The sequence below is a fragment of the Candidatus Leptofilum sp. genome (assembly GCF_965223525.1).
GTDB lineage: Bacteria > Chloroflexota > Anaerolineae > Promineifilales > Promineifilaceae > Leptofilum.
This window is the reverse complement of the sequence record NZ_CBDCWX010000005.1, coordinates 2021461-2045678: the sequence shown is the minus strand read 5'-3', so window position 1 is coordinate 2045678 and position 24218 is coordinate 2021461. Positions and strand designations below refer to the sequence as shown.

Below are 24218 nucleotides of genomic sequence, written 5' to 3'. Positions count from 1 at the left end.
TCAGTTTTTTAGCGACGAGCGACACCAATTAGGCAAGCAAACAGCACACAAGGCTCTTTGCTTTTATTGCGCCAGGCGTGGCGCGTTCCATTTTGCACAAGGGTATCCCCTGCTTTTAAGTGAACCTCTTCCCCATCATCCAACTCCAGCCACACTTCTCCCGATATGACATACTCAAAATCTACCGTGTCGGTCGTGTGCATCCCTGGGTCTTCCTCTTCCAAATGTTCTGCCATTCCCGGCAATTTTTCTTCCAATTCCTGGAGCGCTGCTTCCGCGTCTTGCTCTTCGGTATTAACCTCTGTCATGGGCGGGACGGTAAATAAACCGAATCGAAAACCGCCTGGCGGAGGATAATATTTTGGAAAGGATGGGAGCGATCCGTCGCTGGGAAGAACAACAGGCTCATCAGCCCCCCACAATTTATGGAATTCCCACCCTGGTATCATTTGTAGCGTGATGGGTGGAACGGCCGTATCGCTGACAACAGTTGCTTTTCCGTCTGAGTTAACACCCGTCACAACGCGTCTAACTTTCATCTGCTTTCTCCTTCATGACACTCATCCTCGGGTGAGCGGGATTTTGTTCAGTGACGATGTTTTCGGCCCTTTGGTGGATGGCCTCGCCAAGCCGGGGCATTTGTTCACTAAATGCCTGTACGCCAATGTACAGTTTGCCTGCCTTGATGCCTTCAAAAAGCACGTTTGCTGATTCTTCAATGGACAGTCCCTTGTTCTCAAAGGTTTCCCGAGCACCTTGGCGCATTTCGTCTGTAAATTTGCTGGCATTCTTGCTGAAGCGTGCCGGGCGCGGCCTGTTAGCAGAATCGACTTGATCAAGCTCTGAGTTAACATAACCTGGACAATAAGCAGAAACATTGATGTTTGGCGCGGCTTCGGCCAAATTGTGATAGAGGGCTTCCGTAAGCGCAACAACGGCGTGTTTTGACACGCCATAGGAACCCCCACCGCCTTCAAGAAGGCCCGCCACCGACGAGACATTGACGATGTGGCCTTCTGTACCTTGCTCAATCATGCGGGGAATAAATGCTCTTACGCCATACAGTACACCGAAGAAATTGACGCTCATGACCCAATTCCAATCATCCATACTGGCTTCCCACACGTTGCCCGGCGAGCCAACCCCAGCGTTATTAACCAATAAATGGACTGCACCAAACGCTTCATAGCTTTTTTCAGCCAAATTTTCAACATCGGCCTCCAATGAAACATCTGCCTGAACAATCAATGTTTCAGCCCCCAATTTGTTGAGTTCTGCGGCCGTCTTATTGAGCGGATCTAGCCGAATGCCAGACAAAACCACTTTCATGCCTTCCTGAGCACAGCGCAGAGCGATTCCTTTGCCAATACCCCGCCCAGCCCCCGTAATCACTGCAACTTTCCCTTCAAAATTATTCATGTTTATTTCTCCTAAGCTAAAAATTCGTCCACGCAATGGTCTTCAGCAAAGCACATGAGGCGACCAAGGGTAACAGCCAATACCTCTTGCATGTATGTTGTGGTCATATCGAAATGAGCCGAAACAATCGTGCCAATTCTTAAATTTTTATAAAATGAGAGACGATAATCCCGCCAACACTGCTCAAAACTGTAGTTACGCACACCCTGTTCAACTAAATGGGTATGGTAGGTTTGTAGCAGTTCCTCTTCCACTTGGCGCCGTTGTTTGATGGTTAAGCCAAAAATCATAAAGCGGGTCACATCTTCAGCTCCGGGGCCAATCCCGCAGCTTTGCCAATCAATAACGGTGAGTGGTGGATCGGCGTTTTCGGCCGCAAACATCAGGTTGTCCAGGTGACAATCGTTGTGGACTAAGGTCATGGGTGTATCTACCATTTGCTTGGCAATTTTGGCTCTCTGGTTGGCAAAGCGGCGACCTACTTCTAAATAATATTTGGGCATATAAATATCAGGCTGTGCCGCTGTGATTTTTTCCTGACTCTGTTCCCAACTTGCTTGGTAGTGAGCAATTTGATCCTCTGTAAAGGTTGTGAGAATGCGTACGAGGTAATCCATTCCTTCCAACTGCGGACTTTCCCACCAGGTGGCATGGTGGTGCGCCAAATGGGTGATCACCGTTTCGGCATCTGCAACTGTACAGCCGTGTCTCATACTCTCTTGTCGTAAATGACCTAAATCTGACAAAAGCAGGATACTATCGCCAGTTTCAAGATTGACATCGCCGTAGAAGTAGTGGGGCATCGTCAGCGTCATTTGCTGACGCAGGTTTTGGTAAACGGTGATTTCCCGAGCATACACATGCCCCATGTTGGCTCGATGATTGGGATCGGCATGGGAATATTTGGCAATGAGGGTGGTAGGCAGGTTACTTGCAGGCGAATCGTAAGTGGGTCTAAGCCGCGCCATTTGCCCAATGACACCAGCCCCATTCATGGGTTCAACAATCAGGGAAGCAACGGCCGTTTCTCCCCCAATCACTTCTGTACTTCTTAACGCTTCTGTGAGCCAAACGGCCGTTATCTCCTCCGCAGTTGTGGGTATTTCAATCATTTTGGACATTTGAACCTCCTACTTGCCTGTTTGTAAGGCTGACCTGACGAGAGAAACGGCCGTATCAAACCCCATCCCCTTCCCATTTTCCCACGCCGCCGCAAACGCCGCTGCCTCCAGTTCTGCCCGAACGGTCGGGAGGGCTCCGTCAATCTCCTGTTTGTGAAAGACAACAACCTCATGGTGATGAAAAATCATGGACAGAATGGAAACGGCCGTTGTCTGACCACCAATGAACTCTGGAAACTGGGATGCCAAACCAACCAATAATCCTAACGTTTGCCAAACCTGTCCAACAGCCAAATGCCACTCTAATGAATCTAAATATTGCAGTTTTGCATCATCGAGTAGTCCCATTGCCAGGTAAGTTTTAGTTAGGCGATGAAAGCCATCGCTTAACCAAAACAAATCCTGCCACTCTTTGGCCATATTCAAACTGCGTTTACCGTAATCAATCGCCTGTTCATATGCGCCTGTTGCTGTACTGACTTCTTGCAACGACGCCAAAATGGTATGAAAAACAAAGCTATTCGCAAGCACTGGGGTGGTAAGTTTTGGTTCAAAAAAGGCGCGTAATTCCTGCAGCTTGGCCAAAATCGCCTCATTTTTCTCCTCGTCGCTGATTGCCCACCTGATTCTTATGACCTCTGTGGTATTTATAAACAGTTCATCCTTCATCTCCAGAGCCGTTTCATGAGCCCTGTCATACCATGCCTCTCTCGCCGGAGATTCCAACAGCCCTAACCAAAGATAAAGCCAGAAACGAAGCTCAGGATAGGGCTGTTTTTCAAAAAAAGGAACCAGAGTAAGTAACCCTTCTCCAACGAGGGAACTGTCATCAGTGCCAAACCGGGATGTCTGTTCTAATAACTGCAAGTACAGCAAAGCTTCATCACTGTTTGCCCGGTTCTTCTGCTGCAAGGCGCGAACCGCCTCGGCGGGTACGGCGCTTGCCTGCTTACCCTGTCTAAAACCAAATACGATAATCGCGGGGACTAAAGCCGCCAACTGTTCAGCCAAGCCATCTTGCAGCGCAAATTCCCAGGCGCGGTGCAAATTATCCCTATCGGCTGCATATTTAGACGGTATTTGAAGAGGAAAAAAGCCGGCTGTCTTGTGAGTTTCGCCTTTAATTTTTTCGGCAAAATAAGTGCAATGGGCAAATAACGCACTATTTTTAGCATCCAGTCGCAGCCGCTGCGCCGTCGCAAACTGGCGTAAGAGTTCATGGATGGTGAAACGGCCGCTCTCCTCCTCCCGCTGCAACAATGATTTATTTACGAGCGCCAATAAAACACGCAAATTGGCTTCGGCAACTTCCGCCGCCGCCTCGCGGGTAAAACCGCCGCGAAAGACGCTCAGTTTTGCCAACACAGCTTGTTCGGTGGCGTTCATCATCTGCCACGAATAATCAAAGACGGCCTGCATACTGCGCTGGCGCGGCGGCAAATCGGCCAATTCAGTTGTCAAAAAGTCGAGGCTGTCTTCGATCTCAACGGCAATTTCGGCTGGGGCAAGCAGTTCCAGCCAGGTGGCGGCCAGCAGCAGACCCAGCGGCATTCCCTGCACCAGTTGGCAAATATGAACCACGTCAGTGACATTGCTGTCATTCAATACAAAATCGGGCTGGACGCGACGGCCGTTTGCCACAAAAAGCTGAACGGCCGTAAATTGCGCCGCATCTTCAGGGGTTAACCATTCAGGAACGTCTAAACCGCCTAACTCAAAACGGTTTTCGCTGGCTAAATTCAGCCGCTGCCGCGACGTGATCAAAATGGAGAGGCGGGGACAGGTTTGCAAGAGGCGGCTCACCAAAGCTTCCCCCCCATCGGGGGGGACGGGAGGGGGGGACAACAGATGCTCAAAGTTATCCAGAATGAGCAACATCTGCTGCTGACTGAGCGTTGCCAACAGTTGCGGCAGCAAATCTTTGGTCTTGTCTGGGGCTTGATAATCCAAGACCGAGGCAATGGCTGTTCCAATTTCGTCAGGATGTTCCAGCGGTGCGAGATCTACAAAGTAAACGCCATCGGCATATTGTTCCAGCAAAGTCGCGCCAACGGCCGTTCCCAACCGCGTTTTACCCATGCCGCCAGGAGCCACAATCGTCACCAATCGTTTAGCATCCTGCATGAACCATTGGCTGATCTGCTCAATTTCCACTTCACGGCCAACGAGCAGGGTGGTGGTGGCTGGTAAGTTGTGCCGCACTTTCACAGGCGGGCGGATGGTCTCGGCTGTGGCTGTGGGTGCTAACTGTCCCGATTTAATCTCTTCAAAAAGAGTGATGGTTTCTGGTGCGGGTTCAATGCCTAGCTCTTCCCGCAGCGCGGCTTGACACTGTTCAAATTGGTTCAGGGCATTGGCTCGATCCCCAGCGAGGGCAAGGGCTTGCATCAGTTGGCGGTGTGCCTGTTCGCGCCACGGTTCCAGGGCAAGCTGTTGGCGGGCGATTGTTTGGGCTTTGTCGTAACGGCCGTTCTGCAAACAGTCTCGCCCCGCCTCCAACATCGTCTCCAATGCCAAGTGGTGCAGATGTTCCCGCTCCTGCCGCAGCCAGCTTTCAAATTCCAGGCTGTCGCAGGTGAAGCCAGGGAGGAGATCGTCGTGGTAATGGGAAACGGCCGTTTCTAAATCCCCGGCATCCACCGCCTGTAAAAATTGCCGCACATCCAGTTGGTAATCACTTTTGGGATTAAACTGCACCGTTTGGCGCGTGACGAGCAAATAGGGCTGGGCTGGCTCATTCAAATCCCCTAGCAATTTTCGCAATTGATACAGAGATTGGCGCAGATTATTCCGAGCGTTTTTGTCTGATTCTTCCGGCCAGAAAACGGCCGTCAAAAGCTCCCTTGACAGCGGTTTTTCAGGTTGCAAGGTCAAAAAAACCAGCAAACCCTGATTGTTGGCAGAGCGAAAATGGGTGATGGGTTGACGATTTAAAGATACCTGAATTGTACCCAAAAATGAGATGTCGAGTCGGGGCATGGATGGATTATACACCGTTAGCACAACTGCTAACGATCCCAATTTTTTATGCTAACGCGAGGCCGATGAGGTGATAACGGCCGTTCCCTACAGTGCAGAAAAACTTAGGAGAACCCGTTATGAAACAAATTATTGTCATCGCGTTCGCAGCATCAACTATATTGTCCCTTCTTCTAAATAATAACCAGCCCGTGCATGGACAAAATACCAAGCCAACCGTCACAATCTACCAGCCAGCGGCAGACATTGAGGCATATTTAGCGCAACAATTTTGCTCAACGCAGCTTTGCGTAGAGGCAGATTGGCAGCAATGGCTACATATCTCACCGAAACATCCTTGGACGATAGATGATTTGAGGATGATAAACCATATTCTGACATCAACCATTGAGGTGTTGGAGAAGGAAGGTGTAGACGGCCGTAGCCTTCTCAGTGGTTACAAATTTAGACGGCAGCATGGCGAATATATTCAGGGGCATCCGGGGCGCATTGCTGTAATCAACCACACCCGCCAAGAAATAATCTTAGCGGATGCTGCTTTTTTACGGCTGCGTGGTTTTTCCATTTATCACGAGTTGGGGCATGCGGTTGACGCGCGAATGAAGCGGCAGCTAACAGCAGAATTTCATACCCTCATCGGCAGTGATATGGTGAATCGGCAAACGGCCGTAGGCTTTTGGATGAACCAACGCAGTCAAAACGACCTAGAAGAAGCAACGGCCGATGCCTTTGCCTTATGGATTATCACAACCTACGAAGATGGGTATCGGCCAGTTTTTGTAGGCACGCCACTTGATACCCATTTCGAGGGCATTGTAAAAACGTTTGAAACTGCCCTGCTCAATTCGCAGGAATAGGATGAAATTCTTGGACGAGGCACGACTTATCAAAGACTGGGCAAGCCTGGCATCGGCAAACTTAGCCCTTTTGTATGCCTTAAATCCAGGTAGGTTCCTCATACGTGCCAAACACCTCGCGGAAGACATCGGTAATTTCACCCAGCGTCGCATATTCCCGCACCGCCTCGATGATGAAGGGCATCATGTTGGCTGTGCCCTGCGCCGCTTCACGCAGGGCTTGCAGAGCTACACCTACTTTTTCATTGTCTCGTTCTGCCTTTACTTGCTGAATACGGCCGATTTGCCGTTCATACCCTTGCGGATCCATCTCCAAAATGGGAATGCGTAATTCCTCACTGGTGTCGGCATAGCCATTCACGCCAACGATGGTGCGCTCGCTTTGGTCAATTTCCCGCTGGTATTGGTAAGCGGCGTTAGAAATTTCGCGCTGGTAAAAACCCTGCTCAATGGCGGGCAGCACGCCACCCAACTCTTCAACTTGCTGCCAATATTCGTAAACTTGGGCTTCGATTTTGTTGGTTTCATGTTCCACAAAAAAGGAGCCGGCCAGCGGATCAATCGTGTTGGCTACGCCACTTTCTTCGGCGATGATTTGCTGAGTACGCATGGCGATGGTGACGGCATCTTCGCTGGGCAGCGCCAGGGCTTCGTCCATGCTGTTGGTGTGCAGGCTTTGGGTTCCGCCAAGAACGGCCGCCAATGCCTGAATGGCTACGCGAACAATATTGTTTTCCGGCTGTTGCGCCGTCAGGGAAACACCCGCCGTTTGGGTGTGGAAGCGACACAGCCAGGAGCGCGGGTTCTTTGCGCCAAACGTCTCGCGCATCTCTCGCGCCCAAATGCGCCGGGCGGCGCGGAATTTGGCAATTTCCTCAAAAAAATCGTTGTGGCAGTTGAAAAAGAGGCTGAGGCGCGGCGCAAAATCATCAATGTCCAGACCACGTTCCAACGCCCAGCGCACGTATTCCAACCCATCACCCAGCGTAAAGGCCAGTTCCTGTGCGGCCGTTGAGCCTGCCTCACGAATATGATACCCGCTGATAGAAATCGTGTTCCACAGCGGCATATGCTTGGTGCCAAATTCGACTGTATCTGTCACCAGCCGCATCGAAGGCTCTGGCGGAAAAATGTACTCTTTTTGGGCAATGTACTCTTTGAGGATGTCGTTTTGCAGCGTGCCGCGCAGCTTGGCCATGGGCACGCCCTGCTTTTCGGCCGTGACAATGTACATCGCCCAAATAATGGCTGCCGGACTATTGATCGTCATGCTGGTGCTAACCTGATCTAGCGGAATGCCATCTAGCAAGATTTCCATATCCTTGAGGCTGCTGATGGCCACGCCGCAGTGGCCAAATTCGCCCAACGCTTCGGGGGCATCAGTATCATAACCCATCAGGGTAGCCAAATCGAAGGCGATGGAAAGTCCCATATTGCCCTGTTCCAGTAGGTATTTGAAGCGGGCGTTGGTCTCGCTGGCGGTGCCAAATCCGGCAAACATACGGGTTGTCCAGGGCTTGCCGCGATACATCGTGGCATGAACGCCGCGCGTGTAGGGATATTCGCCAGGCATCCCCAAATCTTGCTGATATTCAAGATCGGCCACGTCTAGTGGGGTGTAGAGTCGCCGGATGGGTTCGCTAGAGGTGGTGATGAACTGCTCTTTCCGCTCTGGGAAGCGGGAGAGGGTTTTGTGCAGGGTGGTTTCTTCCCATTTGCCATTCTGATTGGCTAATTCGGCCAACTTTTTTTTGTCGTACATGGGTGCTGCTCCTTTTGGGAGATTGGAGATTGTGAACTCTCTAACTCGTCGTCTCGTTCAATGGCGGTTTGTTGTGGGTGTGTTTGGAGAGATTATACAGAGTGGAGATTTGCTTGGCTAGAAGCGGATGTTACAAAAAATGACGAGAGCGTAACTACACGTTAAAATCTTGAACATGGCAACCAAAAGATTACCAACTTGGCGCGAAATGAATGCGGACACCACTTCGGAAGTCGAAGCGATCATATTTAAGTTGTGGCGAGAAACACCCACTTGGCGCAAATTTGAACTGATGGAAGGTTTGAATCGAACGGCTAGGCAATTGGCATTGGCTGGTTTACGTCGGCGTCACCCAAACGCTACAAAAAAAGAGTTGCGTCGTCGGCTGGCTTCCCTAATTCTTGGGGAAGAGCTAGCAACTCAAGTGTATGGATCTCTGCTTATTCAAACTGGTGACGAATGATTGACTCAGAAGTTTTACAAGTAACTCTGCTAATTACGGATGCTCTCGATAAATTAGAGATCCCTTACGTCATCGGCGGATCCATTGCCAGCATCCTTCATGGCACACTGCGTACCACGATGGATGCAGACATTGTGGTAAATATGGAAGCAAAGCACGTTAAGCCATTTGTGGCCTCCGTACAAGAGCAGTTTTATATTGATGAGCAAAGTCTTATTCAAGCGATTCAGCGACGCAGCAGTGTTAATCTCATTCATTTGGAAACGATGTTTAAGGTGGACATCTTTATCCCAAAGGGACGGCCGTTTGATCAACAACAGCTTAATCGTCGAATTCCTGAGCAAATTCGGGCCAAAACGGGTAAGACAATCTGGGTTCTTAGTGCAGAAGATGTGGTTTTGGCGAAATTGGATTGGTTTCGCTTAGGTGGAGAAGTATCTGAACGGCAATGGCGAGACATTTTGGGAGTCTTAAAAACTCAGCAAGCTAGACTAGACATAACCTATCTAAAACATTGGGCACAAACGTTGCAAGTGGCTGATTTACTTGAACGTGCCTTAAGTGAATCGTAGAAAGGCCAAAGATTCTGAACCGTCTCCACCCTAAATTCATTAGGACTTACGCATTTTAGAAGCTGCGGCCGGTGTCTCACTGAGCCGCCTAGCTGGCTCGGGCAGGAGACCGGCCAGAGCAGTGCGTAAGTCCTGTTCATTATTCCGGCAATGAATTTGCTGCTTCTTGCAACTGCTGGCGATAGGCGTCGAAGGCGAGACGGCCGTTTTCTGTGAGACTACATAGCGTATGCGGCCGTTTCCCCTTGAAGGTCTTTTCAATCGCCACATAGTCGCCATCTTCCAGCTTGCTCAAATGAAAGGACAAGTTGCCCCGCGTCAGCCCCGTTTCTCGCAGCAAAAAGGTGAAATCCGCATTCTCCACGCCATACAGCAACGCCATGATGATGAGACGCGCCGGTTCGTGGATGAGCCTGTCCGTCGCCAGCATCTGCTTAAAATCGGTCATGACAGTGCCTCCATTGGCTCATCCGAGCCTGGCTCACTATTTTGCCAGTAGCGCCAAAAGGCGATCACCCCGGACACCATCAACCCCAAACCACTCAGACCCAGAACAACTGTGGAAGCCAGCGACACATCCACCCCTAAAAATGAAACCATGATCCCGCTGGCAACAGCCCAGATAGCCAGCAGATGAAAGCGCAACAGACCGATTCGGCTACCCAGCACGAACAGACCAATGCCTAAACCGACACCGATGAATGCTGCTGTCAATTCGGCCAGTTCAAATTGGGTCACGGCAATGGCCATTGCAATGCCAATGAGCAAACCCAACAGCCCACTCATGCCGCGCTGTTTGTTGGTTGGCTTGACATAAGTTACATAGCCAGTGCGCGGATAAACAAACCGCTGCTTGAGCCAGCGCAATGTCACGCCCATCAAAATCGAGCCCAAAATGATGATGAACGGCATAGCAATACCGCCCACCAGCGGGGCATACTCTGAATCGCTGGCAAACTGCCACCAAAACAAGCCGCTTAAAACGACAAAAAGCATTCCCAGCAGGAGTTCAGTCAGTCCATCTTCAAACCAATATTGCTGTGTACGACGAATTGTTTTGCTTAAATTATTCACAACGACCCCCTTTTCTTTGTCACAAATAGATTTGTACTGCTAATATAGTTTGCAATACAAACTTATTTGTATATTATCAGATTGATACGGCCGTTGTCAAGCATTTCTCCCAACAAAAAACACCTTCCGGTTTTGAAGCCAGAAGGTGCTCAAAGGTTAAAAACGTTTGGTTTGGGTAACGCCTACTTACTCAGCACTATTATTTGGGAGAGGGTCTATCGTGTTCAAATAAGCCCAAATTGCTTCTATTTCTGTGTCGGACATCCCCGCGTAGCCTGGCCAGGGCATTTCTGTACTCATCAGACGGCCGTCTGGCAGCACCCCGGTTCGTAAAACAGTCGCAAATTCAGCACCGCTCCAATTTTGCGGCCATGTGGTCAGATTTGGGCCTGGGGGACTGTCTAGCTGGCCATAGTTTCCCGCTAGGTTTTCGGCGTGGCATGAACCACAAGAAGCGATGTCGATGAGATATTTGCCGTATTCGGCCGTTTCACCAATTTCAGGTGCCTCACCGCCAACAGCCGCGTGGTCAATCTGGTTGACCGACCAGCTATCAAAGGCCAGCACACCAAAAATAATGTTACCCATGAATTGAATTTGTCGCTCACCTAACTCGTTATCAACCGGGGGAGCTGCATTGAGGTAGGCGATCAAATCGGCCAAATCTTCATCGCCGTAAGAAGCATAATGATTTGAGGACATGATGACCATTACTTCTCCATCGGCATTGACGCCGTGGCGGATGGCGCGTTCCCAATCGGCATCAGTATAATTATCTCCTACACCTCCCGCCCCGCTCGTTAAATTGGGGGCAGGAATGAAGCCAATCGGTGCCTCGTCTACAAAAGCTGTTCCCTCAAGCTGCGCGCCGTGGCAAACGGTGCAAGAGCTAATGGTGGCCAGATGACGGCCGTTTTCCACCGACGCTGCATCATCCATTACCTCAACCGGAGCTGTCGCTACCTCTGGTGCATTGTTCAGCCGATTGCGGCCAATCAAGAAGAGCGTTATCGCCAAAATCAATATCAGCCCCACCAAACCGCTAACGACAATACCCGCCCACTTCAATGTTCGTTTCATGTTGTTCCTCCTAATTTGCCGTCCGCAAATAAGTTAGCGAAATTGTGCGGACGGCTTGGAGTAAGCGGCCTTCCAATCAGGTAAGTTATTGTTGGCCGCTTACTAAGAATATCTGCAAGCTATGCAAACTATTTGATGACAGGTGTGTTTTGGAAGGCCGCAATTTGCCATTGGTCATCTTCTTTGACGAAGACAAATAACGGCCGTACCCCATCTTCCCTAACCCGCTCACCATTTGCTCTGAGCAAATGCGAATCCTCCAGCCGCACCAGCGCGACATCATCCCGCAAAAACCGGATGTGCTTTTCACCGTAATGCAGGGTGGTATCGGCGTAAAACGTGTCGAAAATTTGCTGATGCCCAGCGGCGATGTCTTCCCGCCCCTGAGAATACAGGCCGTTCCAAACCGTGTAATCGGCATCGGCTGTGAAAGGTTCTGCAAATAGTGCGCCGTCCTTTTGGTTCCATCCTGAACGCATTTTTTCAATTTGCGCCAAAATTTTGGTTTCTTCTGCTGCCATCGTCTTCGTAAGTTGTTGACCCATCTTTGCTTGTCCTTTGTTTGTATAAGCGGCACTGCTTTCTACAGAGAGCAATTTGGCTCCCAGATTAACCAAACGGTGCAGGCAGCCCAACAAGGCGGCCTGGTCTTTTAAGAAGCCGCTGAGCCTGGTTGTGCCATCCTGCTCAGCACTGATTTCCAAACTGTACAGTTCTGGCAGCCAAGCTGCATCCAGGTGACCCTGTATGCGAATGGTGTAGAAAACGGCCGTATGCGCTGACATATCTTCATCAGCATACAAACCAGGTGGCAAACGCGCATTGTCCCAAAGGACAATATGCGTCAGTAGCAAGGATCAATTGTGTGAATTACAAGAGGGACAAGTCGCGAGCAGCCGCCACGGCTTGGGTACGCGAGGACACACCCAGCTTTTGCAAAATGCTGCTAACGTGCGCTTTGGCCGTGCGGGTGGTGATGACCAATGATTCAGCGATTTGGCGATTAGTGGCACCATCCATTAGCAGATGCAGCACTTCCACCTCGCGGGGTGTCAAATTTTCATTGCTATTGGGGATTGGAATTGAGCGGAAGGCGGGCGTTTCGCCAAAAGCCGCCAACGCTTGTTCAATAATGGGGGCATATCCGCTCCTCGGCAGGGCGTGACGCAACAAGGGAATGGCTACCCGTCCCGTTTGCAGCAAAATGCCGGGCATCCCCCGCTGCTGAACTTCCTCCAGCACAATAGCCAAATGGTTTTCGGCATCCTTAAGCCGATTTGCCTCACCTGTTTCTTTATGCCAAAGCCAATGCAGGCAGGCCATATCCAGCCGGGCATGGCTGCCAATCATCGTATGCCGCACCAAGGTCTGAATCTCAATGGCTTCAAGCAGCAATTCATTGGCCATTTCAAAATGACCTTGAGCAATGGCTGCCCAGGCCTGCAAGAGTAAAACTGTACGCTGCCCTACTGAGACACCAATATGTACGTTTGCCTTTTGCACCCTTTGGCTAAGTTGGATAATTTTGTCCAATTGTCCCTCTTGCCAATAGGCCATTGCCTGGGCATAGTGAAAGCCAATTTTGGTAAAGGATATGGAAGGATCGGCCGTTACCTGAGGCAGCCTTTCGGTACAAAAACGATGAAGAGCTGGATAATCGCCATACGCCAAATGGGTATGCAGTTCAACAAGGTTGGGCGTGCTGGACTGCCAGGCTACATTGCCCAATTGGTTAATGATGCGCCGCGCTTTGCGGCTATCTTGCAAAGCTGCATCCAGCCGTCCTTGCAAAAAATGGAGTGTGCTGCGCTGGTTGTAAATGCCCAAATGCACCAGCCGCTCCCCATCCCCATGAATGGCAACCATGTCGTTTATAAGCTGCTCGATGGGCGCCAGCCCCAAATCGCTGAAGAAGAACGGAATGCCAAAACCTTGCCCAACCACAAAGTGTAAATGGGGCATCTTTTGCCACATGCCCAACAACGTTTCCAAATAAGCTGTAAACGACGGCCAATCATGCTTATCTTCTGCCCCCCAGGCGGCTGATAAGAGAACTGCCATTTCATCTTCAGGCTGCACGATCTCTGGATTGTCCTGGAAAAATTGACGAACGTCATGTAGCACCTCCTCAAAGTAACCACCGGATGATTGGGAGGCGGCCACCAAGGCCAAATATTCGCCTTGCTTGTCGCCAGCAAGCCGAAACGCCTCCCGGATGGTCATAAGTTCACCTATGGCGGCCGTTCTAATGTCGCCAACTTGGGTGCGGTGAAAAGCGGTTATGAGACACAACCAATTGCTCTGTTGCTGCCAGGCGGTAGGCAAGCGTTTGATCCAGCCGAGGGTCTGTTGGGTAATGAATCGCCGCCGCAGTTGGGGCGTGGCTTGCTGAATGATGGAGGTAACGGCCGTTTCCCAATCTTCCGCCTGCAAAAAATGGCCAATCGCCCATACGGGGTCTGGATGAGCGTGGCCTGCACGTTGATGTGCCGCGCGAAAGGCCGCGTCCCCATGCACTTGCAGCTTGCGTCGCAGCAAATCAGCAAAGAGATCGTGGTAGCGATAAGCGGTATCAGCCGAAGCGTAAGGGTTTGTGGCGGTGAGGAAGAGGTTGCGTTTGTACGCCTCGGCCAGCAGTTGAGGGGCAGATTTGTTTTGGGTAACGGCCGTACATAGTTCTGGCGTTAGTTCATCCAAAATGCTGGTTTGCAGCAAAAAATCGTACAGTTCTGATGGCTGTTGCTCTAGCACCTCTTCTGCTAGCAAATCAAACACCAGGCGATTAGAACGACTAAATTGGGTAATGAACCCATCCCGTTCGGTGGCATCTTCAATTTTGCCCAGCGTTAAGGCCAGCAGGCGCAGCCCGGCAATCCAGCCTTCTGTGCGATTTTGCAGGTTGGTAAGCTGGGCGGCAGTGAGCTGGATGGCTTGCTGCTTTTGCAGATAGCTTTGCGTTTCATCGGGGGTAAAGCGCAGCTGTTGCAGCCGAAATTCGGCAAGCTGCCCGCGCATTCGCAGCCGCGCCAATGCCAGCGGCGGGTCGTAGCGCGTGGTGATGAGCAGATGAACATTGGGCGGCAGTTGTGATAACCAATAATCAATGGCATGGTGAACGGCCGTATTTTCAATCGTATGGTAATCATCCAACACCACCAACAAGCTGTTTTCGGCCACGTCATGCAGATCGTTTACCAACAGGGTTAGCGCCTGCCGGAGCATTTGCGCTGGATCAGGGGCATTTTGGATGATTTGCACTGTTTGTTTGCCCACTTGAGGAACGGCCGTTTGCAAAGCCAGCACCAGTGCGGTAGCAAAGATTTGTGGATCGTTATCCGCAGCATCCAGGCGCAGCCAAGCCGTTGCCGCTTGCACAAATGCCTGGGCAATGCCAACGGCAAGGGTTGTTTTGCCCGCCCCGGCAGGTGCTGAAATGAGGGTGAGTTTGTGCTGGGAAACGGCCGTTCGTGCGTGCTGAACTAACTTTTCTCGTGGTAAATAATCTTTGTGAAGCTGTGGGGTTTGTAACTTAGTCTTGGATACCAGCGTCATTACAATCGGATTAAAAAGGGTTTTTAATTGTCAAACGGCCGTCTATAACCAAACCATCTTGCATGTCTTCAGAGTAAAGCACTGAGGCATCGGCAAACAGAGCTGCTGCAACAATTAAACTATCCCAATAAGATAAGGAATGTCTCTGGCGTAACGCTGACGCTGTTATAAGAATTGAATCTTCAAGGCCATGAACCTTGTAACGCCGATAAAACGCGTGTATTACTTTCCGAACCGATTCTTCCTGCATGCCTGCTTTACGCAACAAGTTGACACACACTTCATTGATTACCTGGGTACTGATAACCAAGTTTTCCTGGTAGGTTAGTACAAGTTCTTGAGCTTTTCTTGATTTCGCTTCGTCTTGTCCTGTCACAAAAGCACATAGCCAAATGTTTGCGTCAACGAAGCGAAGAGAATCAGAATCGATCATATAAATCGTTGCGGCTTATTGGTTCAAAATCAGGAATTTGGAGAGGGTTCGCTAATAATTGCTCAATCATATCGATCTCGGCTTCCGTGTCCACCAATCCCTCTGGCTCATCAGGCAAAACAATAACGCGCACTTTTTCCTTGCCAGCTTTACGGGCTAGGCGCGCTCTATATTTTTTGGGTATTTCAATGAGACCGTTTTTTACTTTGGCTCGGAATTCAATTACGGACATATTTACTCCTGAATCGAAAACTATATTGGCAGATTATAACATAAAGTCCTGTGCTGCTCTTTTGAGAAATTTTGTCTGTCCACAATAGGCAAGCCAGAACTAAAGCGTAGGGTGATAATCATTGCCCTGCCTGTTGCCATCCGCTAGAATGCACCCGGCTCTAAATCTAAAAAGCCACAGAGGACACAGAGGTTTAAGAGGGATTCTCTAAATTCTCTGTGTCCTCTGTGGCAAAAATAGATCAAAACCAAAGGTGAACCATTTGCTCAACTCGACAGACGCCACAGAAGATGCCAACCAACCCGTTCCGCTGCCGCAGGATGAGGAAGAACGGCCGTCTCCCCCCACCAATCTCAGCGAAAACAAAGGCGTGGTGAAGGCTGCGGCCGTTTTGGCCGTTGGCAATATCATCAGCCGGATGCTGGGGCTAGTGCGCGAGATTGTTAAATCGAACCTGTTTGGCGCGTCTGACCTGCTAGGAGCGTACACCGTGGCTGCTCTGGTACCGATGACCCTGTTCAACCTCATCACTGGGGGCGAGATGGTAAGTTCTTCGCTGGTGCCCGTGTTTAGCGATTATGCCAGCAAAGAGCGACGGCAAGCGTTATGGGATGTGGTGAGCACCTTTATGAGCTTGGCCATCCTCGTTTTATTAAGCATTGTTGCCCTGGTTATGCTGTTCACTCCTCAAATTGCCTGGCTGGCCGGGGCGCGAAATTTTTCTGACCAGAGCTTAACGGCCGTTACCGAGCAGATGATGCGCCTGGCAACCCCCGCCGTCCTCTTTTTGTCCATTGCCAGCATTCTGACCGGGGTTTTGTACGCCCTTAAACGGTTTACCTTGCCCGCTTTTACCGCCGCTGTGTTCAACGGCACCATCGTTGTGGTGGCCTTGCTGCGCCCAGATCATATTGACAGTTTGGTCTATGGCCTGCTGCTTGGCTCCTTTTTGCAGATTATTTTGCAGCTACCTGCCCTGCGTGACGGCCGTTTTCGGCTGCAATTTAATTGGCGACATCCCGCCCTGCGCCGCATTCTGGTTTTGTACACGCCCATCGTCATCGTGCTGCTCGTCAATCAGGTAGCCATCTGGATTAGCTACAATCTAGCTATCCTCACCGGGGACAACAGCGTGACGTACATGACCTACGCCACCACGCTGTATCAATTTCCGCTAGGGCTAGTTGTTACCGCCTTATCTATGGCAACGCTGCCAACGCTCTCCCAAATTGTAACCGCTTACCACGCGGCCAAAGAAACAGATGCGTCTATAGCGTCTGCCCGGGTGCAGGAGTTTAAGCAAACGCTGGCAGGAGGGCTGCGTCTGGTTCTTACGCTGGTATTACCAGCCACAGCCGGACTATTTGCTTTAGCCCCGGCCATCATTGCTTTGCTGTTGGAACATGGAGAGTTTACGCCGCAAGATACGGCCGTTACCGCCATCGTTCTCCGCATTTATTTGGCAGGATTGCCTTTTGCCGCCATTGACCAAATGCTGGTTTTTGCCTCGTATGCCCGCAAAGATACTTGGCGTCCGGCCATTGTGGGCATTATTAGCGTCATCATTTACACGGGAACGGCCGTTTTGCTGCTGGAACCATTGGGACTTTACAGCCTGATGGTGGCGGATGCCATCAAGCACTTTAGCCACACCATGATGATGCTTTGGCTGCTCCAGCGGCACTTGGGCGGCTTGCGCGGCTTTGGCATATGCAGTGCCACCTTGAAAGCAGGTGTCGCCTCAGTTTTGACGGGGCTGGTGGCCTTTGTTGTGGGGGAAACGGCCGTTACCCTACTGCCATTTGCCGGATTTGTGGGCAAGCTGCTGGTGGTTGCCCTGGCTGGCGGTCTGGGCTTAATCACCTTCTTGGGTCTGGTAAAGCTGTTGGCCATCACCGAGGTGCAAATGCTGCATCGCACCCTCACCACCCGCTTGCGCCGTCGCAAACCAACCGATTGACCATTATCATCAGAAATCAATCCACTTGTCCAGTTGCCGTGTCAACTTGCCAATAACCTGCTTTTTTGGTTAAAATGCAGGCCTGATGGGTTTTATGAAAACCTGTTAGGTCTCACACCAAATTTCGTAAGTCCTGAAATTAACAACCTCTGGCACAAACAGTAAAACTGTTTGTCTCAGACAATCCGCACATTCAGCAAAGGAAACGGCCGTGGCAGACACCCTCTACCAACTCACCGTACGCAAAGGGCCCAAAGTTGGCGAAACATTTCTGTTAGAAACCCTCTCACTTACCGTTGGGCGCGATCCCGTCTCAGACATTATCCTGAACGATCCCGAAGTCTCCCGACAACATGCCCGCTTCACCCAAACAGATGCTGGCTACCAAGTGCAAGATTTAGGCAGTACCAACGGCACGTTTGTCAATGGCCAGCGGCTGGAATCAGAGCCAGTTGATTTAGAGCCAGGGTTTACCATTAGCATGGGCAGCGGCGTCACCTTGCTGTACGAGCTAGTGCCCACGGGCGATAACCTGGCTGCCACAATTGTTGATTCCAGCGGGCTGCGCGATGCGCTGGATTTGGATCAGGCGAGCGGTTTGGATGAAGTAGATGACGCGTTGGCAGCCGAAATGCCAAATATGCCCAACCTCGATGAAGACCCCCCAATACCCTCAGATTGGGAACCGGACCCTTCCCCCCCGTTCCCCGTCCCCTCTGCTGAAGTGCCAGCACCACCGCCTATGCCACCAGCCACGGCTCCGCTGGTTCCCCCATCGGACGAGGATGAAGCGGCTAAACAGAGACGGCGCAACACGATTATTGCAGTAACGGCCGTTATTCTCCTGCTCTGCTGCTGCGGCTTTTTAATCTTTATGTGGCAATACGGTGGGGATTGGCTGCTAGAGGCGTTAGGGCTGCTTTAAGATTAGATCAAGCTGATGCTGTAATTCCTCGGCCACAACCTGCACATGCGGCTCCTTTAGAATGCCAAGATGATCGGTATCTACCTCACAAACGCCGACTGCTCCCGAAATATATTGACGCCAGCCCAATGTGGGATCAATCATTTCGCCTCTGTCAATAACCAGTAACTGCACATCACCTTCAAAAGAGCTGGCTGGACGATATGCTTTACGTGCCGGGCGGGTTACAAATTGAATTAAATAAAAGTCACGAAGATGGTGGGGAACCGAAAAACCACTCATTAAATAAAGCGCAAACACCCCTCGCTTGAGCTGCCGCATACTCTTTGCCAGATGCTGGACCATTTGCAAGAGAAACCGTGCTCCGCCTTGCTTAACCTGTTTCCAGAAGGGTGTCATCGCTTTGCGGCCAGGCTCAAACAAAGAGCCAATTTCAATCGGGTTGGCACTGCGCCACAGTGCTTCGCGGCTTTTGGCGGCCGCAGGCTCAATGAGTGCCAACAGTGCTACTTCTTCACCAACTTCCTGAAGTTGACGCGCCATCTCAAATACAATCATGCCCCCAAAGCAAAAACCGCCCAAATAGTATGGTCCAGTCGGCTGCAACCGGCGAATTTCGGCCAGGTAGCTTGCCGCAAGCTGTTTTACGTCTGGTACCTGTACCCGGTGCGCGTTCCAGCCCGATGGCTGCACGCCATAAAATGGCTGGTCTGCATCCAGATAGCCCGCGAGCTTGTGATAGTTAAAAACGTGGCCTGCGCCGCCATGCACACAAAAGAAGGGTGAGCGTGAGCCATCCGGTTTAATTGGCACCAATGCCGACCAGCCTTGTTCTACCTCTTGTTGTCGAACGATTTCGGCAAGTTGGGCAATGTTTGGATGTTGAAACAGGGTGGCAATTGGTAGACGATGCCCTATCTGTTTTTCAATCTGGGCAAAAAGACGCACGGCAAGTAATGAGTGTCCACCCAGTGCAAAAAAATCGTCAAATACGCCAATTGGCTCTACGCTTAACAAATCTTGCCACAGTTTTGCCATTTGCTGTTCAATTTCATCGCGTGGAGGTGTGTAGGCCTCGTCGTTATGGAGCGGTTGCCAATCTGGTTTTGGCAAGGCTTTGTAATTTATTTTGCCGTTGGGCGTGAGGGGAATGGTTGCCACGAAAACAAAGACGGCCGGAACCATAAAGTCGGGTAAACGTTGTTGCAAAAAGGTACGCAGCTCGGTGGTGGGCGTGCTTTGTGGGGCAACGATGTAGGCTGCGAGTGCTGGGCCAACTTGTGGCGCATCTGTTGTGACGACGACTGCATCATGAACGGCCGTATGCGCCAACAACGCCGCCTCAATTTCCCCTGGCTCAATACGAAAGCCACGAATCTTCACCTGCCTATCGGCACGGCCGGCAAAGATGGCACGGCCGTCTGGCAAATAACGACCCAAATCGCCCGTGCGATACAGCCGGTCACCCGCCGTGTTGGTGAACGGATTGTGCAAAAAGCGTGCTTCCGTTAAGGGTTTATCTCCCAGGTAGCCCCGCGCCAGATGATGGCTACGCATATAAATTTCGCCCGCTTCGCCAACCCCTGCTAGCTGCTGGTTTTTGTTTAGCACCAAAATTTGTACCCCCACCATGCCCGTTCCCAAAGGATAGACGGCTTTGTGCCACGTTTGCTCATCTTCTGGGGTAACCAAATAGTAGGTAACAGCCCGTTGGGTTTCTGTGGAGCCGTAGGAGTTAATGGCCGTTACGTGGGGGGCGATGTGGCGCAGCCGCCGCACATCCTCCTGGGTGAGCTTGTCACCCACAAAAAAGGTGTGGCGCAGGCTGGGGATTTTGTTTACGGCCGTTTCTGTCAGAAGTTGGGCCATCGGCGGGGTCATGTGGGCAAAGGTAATCGCCCGCTCCGCCATCCAGGCGGCCAAACGACCCGGTGTGCCAATCAGTTCCTGACTGGGAATACAAAGCGTCCCGCCCACCCACAGTGCGGTAAAAATGTCTCGCTGCAAAGGATCGTGGGAAAGACCAGAAAGCATACTGAAGCGATCTTCCGTCGTCAGGCCAAACTGCTTTGTTTGCCAGGGCAAAAAGTGGCTCAGGGGGCCGTGCCGCCCCATCACCCCTTTGGGCTTACCGGTAGAGCCGGAAGTGAAGGTAACGAGCGCCAAGCTGTCTGGCTGGATATGGGCCTCTGGCGGTGTGATTGGGTAATGCGCGAGGAAGCTGTTGGCAACGGCCGTTGCCAAACGCGGCAGCTCCACTCGGCAAACCAGCTCAGAACATAACAAACTGACCTCTGCAGGCAACGCACCAGCCTGGGTTAGCTGAATGAGGCCTTTTGGCTTGGCAGTTTGCACATAGCTTACCAATCTCTCGGCAGGGTAAGCCGGATCGAGGATAGTGTAGGCAGCCCCAGCCTTGAAAACCCCCAGGATAGCCCAAATCAGCGAAGCGGAGCGATGAGCATAAATCGCCACCACATCTTCTGCACCAATGCCTTGCGCCTGCAAATGGTGTGCCAACTGATTGCTACGCGCTTCTAGCTCCCCGTAACGCCAGGCATCATCTTCATCAATGAGGGCGATTTTGTTAGGCAGAACGGCCGTTTGCTCAGTTACACGCTCATGAATTGCCCCCTGCCACTGATTGGGTAACGGTTGGGCGGGGTCTGGCAAGCGCAGCTTTGTTTCAGGCGTCAGCAAGGTATATTCCTGAATAGGCAAAGAAGCATTGTCCGCAATTTGCACCATCAGCAGCCGATACTGTTCCAGAAATATTTCCATGCGTTCAGCCGAAAACAGGTCTGTGTTGTAAACCAGTCGCAGATCAATATCGCCCTCGTCCTGCTCACGCAGGTAAAGTGTGAGATCAAAATTGGCATCCTGGCTAAACCAGGGCAATCGCTCAGAGCGCAGCCCGGCTAATGGCAAGGAATGCGCCTCGATATTGAGCATATTGAAGAAAACCTGGAAAACAGGCGTGCGGCTCATATCCCGTTCTGGCTTAATTTCCTCCAGCAGTCGCTCAAAAGGTAGTTCCTGGTTGGCATATGCCTCCAGCGTCACGTTCCGCACCTGCTGCGCCAATTCACGGAAGGTTAGCTCGTCTGCAAACTGCGTACGTAGCGGCAGCGTGTTGATAAAAAAGCCAATCAGGGCTTCTACCTCTGCGTGGGTACGCCCGGCAATGGGCGTGCCCACAACCAGGTCATCTTGCCCACTTTGGCAATGCAGCAGCAGCTTAAAGGCAGCCAGCAAAACCATAAAAAGCGTCGCGTCCATCTCTAAACTAAGCTGGCGCAAGCTGTTCACCGTGGTGGCTGGTACGGTTAGTAGCACAGATGCGCCTTTGGTGGTACGCACGGCTGGCCGAGAAAAATCGGTTGGTAATTCTAAAATGGGCGGCGCGTCTGCTAACTGTTTCTGCCAATAGGCTAGTTTGGCTTTCAGTTGGTCGCTCTCTAGCTGCTGGCGTTGCCAAGCGGCAAAATCATTGTATTGGATGGGTAGCGGCGGCAGGGATGACGGCCGTTCGGCCACAATCCCGTTATAGAGTTCAGACAGTTCGCGGGCGAGCACTCGTAGCGACCAACCATCAGAGATGATGTGGTGGATGGTCAGCACAAAAATGGTTTCTGCTTCATTTAGCCGCAGCAAAGCAGCTCTAAAAAGTGGTCCATATGCCAAATCGAACGGTTTTTTTATGAGTGCCTGAATCTGTTGGGAAACGGCCGTTTCCCGCTGGCTAGCCGGTACGTCATCTAAAGAAACCTGCGTAAGCTGTGCGGGCATGGTGGGGGCAATTTGCTGTGTAGGCTGCCCATCCACCAGGGCAAATGTGGTACGCAGCGGCGCATGACGCACCACAATGGCCTCTAACGCCTGTTGCAGCGCAGCCACATTTAGCTGGCCTTGCAACCGAACCACCAACGGTATCTGCAGGGCAGATTTGCCCGGTTCTAACTGTTCCAAAAACCATAGCCGTTCCTGCACAGGCGAGAGGAATTTGTCATTGGATTCTTCTACTTGAATCGTCTCGGCTTTGGCAGATGGCACGGGGCTGGCTGCCTGGCCTTCTGGCAGGTCGGCGGCAATGCGTTCCGCCAATTCCGCCACCGTGGGCGACTCAAACAGTGCCGTCAATGAAAGTTCTACCTGAAGCTGCTGGCGAATGCGCGCCAGCAGTCTGGTTCCCAACAGCGAATGACCACCCAGCGCAAAAAAGTTTTGGTGGAGCCCAACACGGGGTACCGGCAGCAGATCAGCCCACAATGCAGCCAATCCTTTTTGTAGTGGCGTTTGCGGGGGCTGGTAGGTGTGGATACGGCCGTTTGCTCGTTGCGTGGGCTCTGTTGGGGCAGATGGCTTTGGTACAGAAAACAGTGCCTTGTTGACGACATAGCTCCCAATCAGGGCATCAGGATCGTGAGCAATTTGGGTGAGCAAATGACGATATTGGTCCAGCAAATTGGCAATCCGTGGCGAGGAAAAACGATCTGCGCGGTAGCGAGCCCGCACCTGCAAACCACCCTGCTGCAAAACAGCGTCCAGGCTCAGGTCTACGGCCGCCGCATTCATGGCAAAGGCATACGGTTCAAATTGCAGGCCAGCAGCATCGCTTGTTTGTGAAGTGCGGTAGTTGCGTAGCTGGAAAACGGTTTGGTAAAACGGCGGACGTTGCAAATTGCGCGCAGGCTGCAACGCCTCGATGAGTTGGGCAAAGGGCATTGCCTGATGCGATAATCCAGCCAGCGTTGTTTGCCGCAGGGCCTGCAAAAAATCAGCAAAGGTTGGGTTGTTTGCCATGTCTGAGCGCAAAACGATCATGTTGACAAAAAGGCCAATCAACCCCTCCAATTCAACGCGGTTGCGCCCAGCAACGGGTACGCCAACAGTGACGTCGGTTGCCTCTGTTAACCGATACAGCAGCAGCTTGTACCCGGCTAGCAAAACCATAAAGAGAGTGGCCTCATGTTGTTGCCCTACTGTTTGAAGCCGCGCCACAAGATCGAGTGGCAGATAGATGGTTTGTTCGTCTCCAGAGGAGGGTACGGCCGTATCCATCAAATCAACAGGCAAATTAAGTTCAGGAATATTGCCACGCAGTTGCTCTCGCCAGTAGGCCAGATCAGCCGCCCAGGCATTTTTTGTCGCCTGCTGACGTTGCCAATGGGCAAAGTCGCTGTAGGTAACTGGCAGCGGCGGCAAGGCGGGCTGATTGTCTTGCGTGAGTGCCTTGTAGCAAGCAGTAAGCTCATCCCGCAAAATACCTTCTGACCAACCATCAAAGTTAATATGATGCACATTGAGCAAGAGCAAATGCTCGGTGGGAGCAAGCTGCCACAGGTTCACCCGCACGGGTGCGCCGCTTTCAAGATCAAACGGACGGCGGGCTTCTGTGGCTATTTGCCGCCGCGCAGCCTCTTCCCGCTCCGCTGCTGGCAGGGTTTGCAGAGCATGAACGTTGAGGGGGACGGCCGTTGCCTCCGCAATGAGGGCTTCTAATTCACCATCCACAGCAGGGAACGTGGTACGCAAAGGTTCGTGCCGCTGGATCAGCCAGTTGAGGCTTCGCTGTAACGCAACTTTATCTAAATGACCGTGCAGGCGCAACGCCGTGGGACGATTATTGGCCGGATCACCCGGTGTTAGCTGCTCCACCAGCCATTGTCGTTCTTGGGCAAAGGAAAGTGGGGCTGTGGGTGAAAACGGCCGTTGGGCAATACTGTTTGCTCGCGCTGCCTGGCGCTGTCGCGCCATTTGCAATCTTTTTTGGATGGGGGAAAGAGGCT

17 protein-coding genes and 2 pseudogenes are annotated in these 24218 nt (G+C 51.6%); 5 read left to right on the top strand and 14 right to left on the bottom strand.

Annotation, left to right across the window (positions count from 1 at the left end; translation table 11 throughout):
* Positions 1 to 8 precede the first annotated feature (8 nt).
* The 4 genes from ACOQPM_RS14450 to ACOQPM_RS14435 are packed head-to-tail and all read right to left on the bottom strand — an operon-like array spanning position 9 to position 5561.
* On the bottom strand, positions 9 to 539 hold the full coding sequence (locus tag ACOQPM_RS14450; RefSeq protein ID WP_420629967.1) for a cupin domain-containing protein: 531 nt from the start codon (positions 537 to 539) through the stop codon (positions 9 to 11).
* Positions 529 to 1419, bottom strand: a complete 891-nt coding sequence (locus tag ACOQPM_RS14445) for an SDR family NAD(P)-dependent oxidoreductase (protein ID WP_420629966.1) — start codon at positions 1417 to 1419, stop codon at positions 529 to 531. The genes ACOQPM_RS14450 and ACOQPM_RS14445 overlap by 11 nt, the downstream gene beginning before the upstream one ends.
* A gap of 11 nt (positions 1420 to 1430) precedes the next feature.
* Positions 1431 to 2540, bottom strand: a complete 1110-nt coding sequence (locus tag ACOQPM_RS14440; protein WP_420629965.1) for an oxidoreductase family protein — start codon at positions 2538 to 2540, stop codon at positions 1431 to 1433.
* A gap of 9 nt (positions 2541 to 2549) precedes the next feature.
* Positions 2550 to 5561 (bottom strand): BTAD domain-containing putative transcriptional regulator, encoded by a 3012-nt coding sequence (locus ACOQPM_RS14435; RefSeq protein ID WP_420629964.1) that lies wholly within the window; start codon positions 5559 to 5561, stop codon positions 2550 to 2552.
* Positions 5562 to 5638: 77 nt separating this feature from the next.
* Here ACOQPM_RS14435 and ACOQPM_RS14430 point away from each other — a divergent pair, with 77 nt between their 5' ends.
* Positions 5639 to 6376, top strand: coding sequence for a hypothetical protein (locus ACOQPM_RS14430; protein ID WP_420629963.1), 738 nt, complete (start codon positions 5639 to 5641; stop codon positions 6374 to 6376).
* 79 nt (positions 6377 to 6455) lie between these two features.
* Here the strand turns inward: ACOQPM_RS14430 and ACOQPM_RS14425 are convergent, their stop codons facing one another.
* Complete coding sequence (locus tag ACOQPM_RS14425) at positions 6456 to 8138, bottom strand: acyl-CoA mutase large subunit family protein (RefSeq protein WP_420629962.1); 1683 nt, start codon at positions 8136 to 8138, stop codon at positions 6456 to 6458.
* A gap of 169 nt (positions 8139 to 8307) precedes the next feature.
* Between ACOQPM_RS14425 and ACOQPM_RS14420 the strand changes: the two genes are divergently transcribed.
* A complete protein-coding gene (locus ACOQPM_RS14420; protein ID WP_420629961.1) occupies positions 8308 to 8601 on the top strand; it encodes a hypothetical protein in 294 nt (97 codons plus the stop codon).
* Positions 8598 to 9173 (top strand): hypothetical protein, encoded by a 576-nt coding sequence (locus ACOQPM_RS14415; RefSeq protein WP_420629960.1) that lies wholly within the window; start codon positions 8598 to 8600, stop codon positions 9171 to 9173. Before ACOQPM_RS14420 ends, ACOQPM_RS14415 begins: the two co-directional genes overlap by 4 nt.
* A 139-nt stretch (positions 9174 to 9312) precedes the next feature.
* Here ACOQPM_RS14415 and ACOQPM_RS14410 read toward each other — a convergent pair whose 3' ends face one another.
* The 7 genes from ACOQPM_RS14410 to ACOQPM_RS14380 form a co-directional block, all read right to left on the bottom strand.
* A complete protein-coding gene (locus ACOQPM_RS14410) occupies positions 9313 to 9621 on the bottom strand; it encodes a winged helix-turn-helix domain-containing protein (protein WP_420629959.1) in 309 nt (102 codons plus the stop codon).
* Positions 9618 to 10247, bottom strand: a complete 630-nt coding sequence (locus ACOQPM_RS14405) for a hypothetical protein (protein WP_420629958.1) — start codon at positions 10245 to 10247, stop codon at positions 9618 to 9620. The genes ACOQPM_RS14410 and ACOQPM_RS14405 overlap by 4 nt, the downstream gene beginning before the upstream one ends.
* Positions 10248 to 10433: 186 nt before the next feature.
* Positions 10434 to 11327: a c-type cytochrome gene (locus tag ACOQPM_RS14400; protein ID WP_420629957.1), complete on the bottom strand. Its 894-nt coding sequence runs from the start codon at positions 11325 to 11327 to the stop codon at positions 10434 to 10436.
* 128 nt (positions 11328 to 11455) lie between these two features.
* Positions 11456 to 12181 carry an SgcJ/EcaC family oxidoreductase gene (locus tag ACOQPM_RS14395; RefSeq protein ID WP_420629956.1) on the bottom strand — a complete coding sequence of 242 codons (726 nt, stop codon included), beginning with the start codon at positions 12179 to 12181 and terminating at the stop codon, positions 11456 to 11458.
* A 16-nt stretch (positions 12182 to 12197) separates the two neighbouring features.
* Positions 12198 to 14879, bottom strand: coding sequence for a LuxR C-terminal-related transcriptional regulator (locus ACOQPM_RS14390; protein ID WP_420629955.1), 2682 nt, complete (start codon positions 14877 to 14879; stop codon positions 12198 to 12200).
* A 10-nt stretch (positions 14880 to 14889) separates the two neighbouring features.
* Positions 14890 to 15312, bottom strand: coding sequence for a PIN domain-containing protein (locus ACOQPM_RS14385; protein WP_420629954.1), 423 nt, complete (start codon positions 15310 to 15312; stop codon positions 14890 to 14892).
* Positions 15299 to 15544: a hypothetical protein gene (locus tag ACOQPM_RS14380; RefSeq protein ID WP_420629953.1), complete on the bottom strand. Its 246-nt coding sequence runs from the start codon at positions 15542 to 15544 to the stop codon at positions 15299 to 15301. Before ACOQPM_RS14380 ends, ACOQPM_RS14385 begins: the two co-directional genes overlap by 14 nt.
* Positions 15545 to 15806: 262 nt before the next feature.
* Between ACOQPM_RS14380 and murJ the strand changes: the two genes are divergently transcribed.
* Positions 15807 to 17504 (top strand): murein biosynthesis integral membrane protein MurJ, encoded by a 1698-nt coding sequence (gene murJ / locus ACOQPM_RS14375; RefSeq protein ID WP_420629952.1) that lies wholly within the window; start codon positions 15807 to 15809, stop codon positions 17502 to 17504.
* A gap of 211 nt (positions 17505 to 17715) precedes the next feature.
* Positions 17716 to 18429: an FHA domain-containing protein gene (locus tag ACOQPM_RS14370; protein WP_420629951.1), complete on the top strand. Its 714-nt coding sequence runs from the start codon at positions 17716 to 17718 to the stop codon at positions 18427 to 18429.
* Here ACOQPM_RS14370 and ACOQPM_RS14365 read toward each other — a convergent pair.
* Positions 18415 to 19200: pseudogene (locus ACOQPM_RS14365) on the bottom strand (thioesterase domain-containing protein); the annotation flags it as partial. The gene ACOQPM_RS14370 and the pseudogene ACOQPM_RS14365 sit on opposite strands and share 15 nt — an antisense overlap.
* 93 nt (positions 19201 to 19293) lie before the next feature.
* Positions 19294 to 24186: pseudogene (locus tag ACOQPM_RS14360) on the bottom strand (amino acid adenylation domain-containing protein); the annotation flags it as partial.
* Positions 24187 to 24218: the final 32 nt, after the last annotated feature.

What these genes read in the sequence shown, in the direction of transcription:
- ACOQPM_RS14450 (WP_420629967.1), bottom strand. Translation starts at nt 539, where the DNA reads ATGAAAGTTAGACGCGTTGTGACGGGTGTTAACTCAGACGGAAAAGCA.
- ACOQPM_RS14445 (WP_420629966.1), bottom strand. Translation starts at nt 1,419, where the DNA reads ATGAATAATTTTGAAGGGAAAGTTGCAGTGATTACGGGGGCTGGGCGG.
- ACOQPM_RS14440 (WP_420629965.1), bottom strand. Translation starts at nt 2,540, where the DNA reads ATGTCCAAAATGATTGAAATACCCACAACTGCGGAGGAGATAACGGCC.
- ACOQPM_RS14430 (WP_420629963.1), top strand. Translation starts at nt 5,639, where the DNA reads ATGAAACAAATTATTGTCATCGCGTTCGCAGCATCAACTATATTGTCC.
- ACOQPM_RS14425 (WP_420629962.1), bottom strand. Translation starts at nt 8,138, where the DNA reads ATGTACGACAAAAAAAAGTTGGCCGAATTAGCCAATCAGAATGGCAAA.
- ACOQPM_RS14415 (WP_420629960.1), top strand. Translation starts at nt 8,598, where the DNA reads ATGATTGACTCAGAAGTTTTACAAGTAACTCTGCTAATTACGGATGCT.
- ACOQPM_RS14410 (WP_420629959.1), bottom strand. Translation starts at nt 9,621, where the DNA reads ATGACCGATTTTAAGCAGATGCTGGCGACGGACAGGCTCATCCACGAA.
- ACOQPM_RS14400 (WP_420629957.1), bottom strand. Translation starts at nt 11,327, where the DNA reads ATGAAACGAACATTGAAGTGGGCGGGTATTGTCGTTAGCGGTTTGGTG.
- ACOQPM_RS14390 (WP_420629955.1), bottom strand. Translation starts at nt 14,879, where the DNA reads ATGACGCTGGTATCCAAGACTAAGTTACAAACCCCACAGCTTCACAAA.
- ACOQPM_RS14385 (WP_420629954.1), bottom strand. Translation starts at nt 15,312, where the DNA reads ATGATCGATTCTGATTCTCTTCGCTTCGTTGACGCAAACATTTGGCTA.
- ACOQPM_RS14380 (WP_420629953.1), bottom strand. Translation starts at nt 15,544, where the DNA reads ATGTCCGTAATTGAATTCCGAGCCAAAGTAAAAAACGGTCTCATTGAA.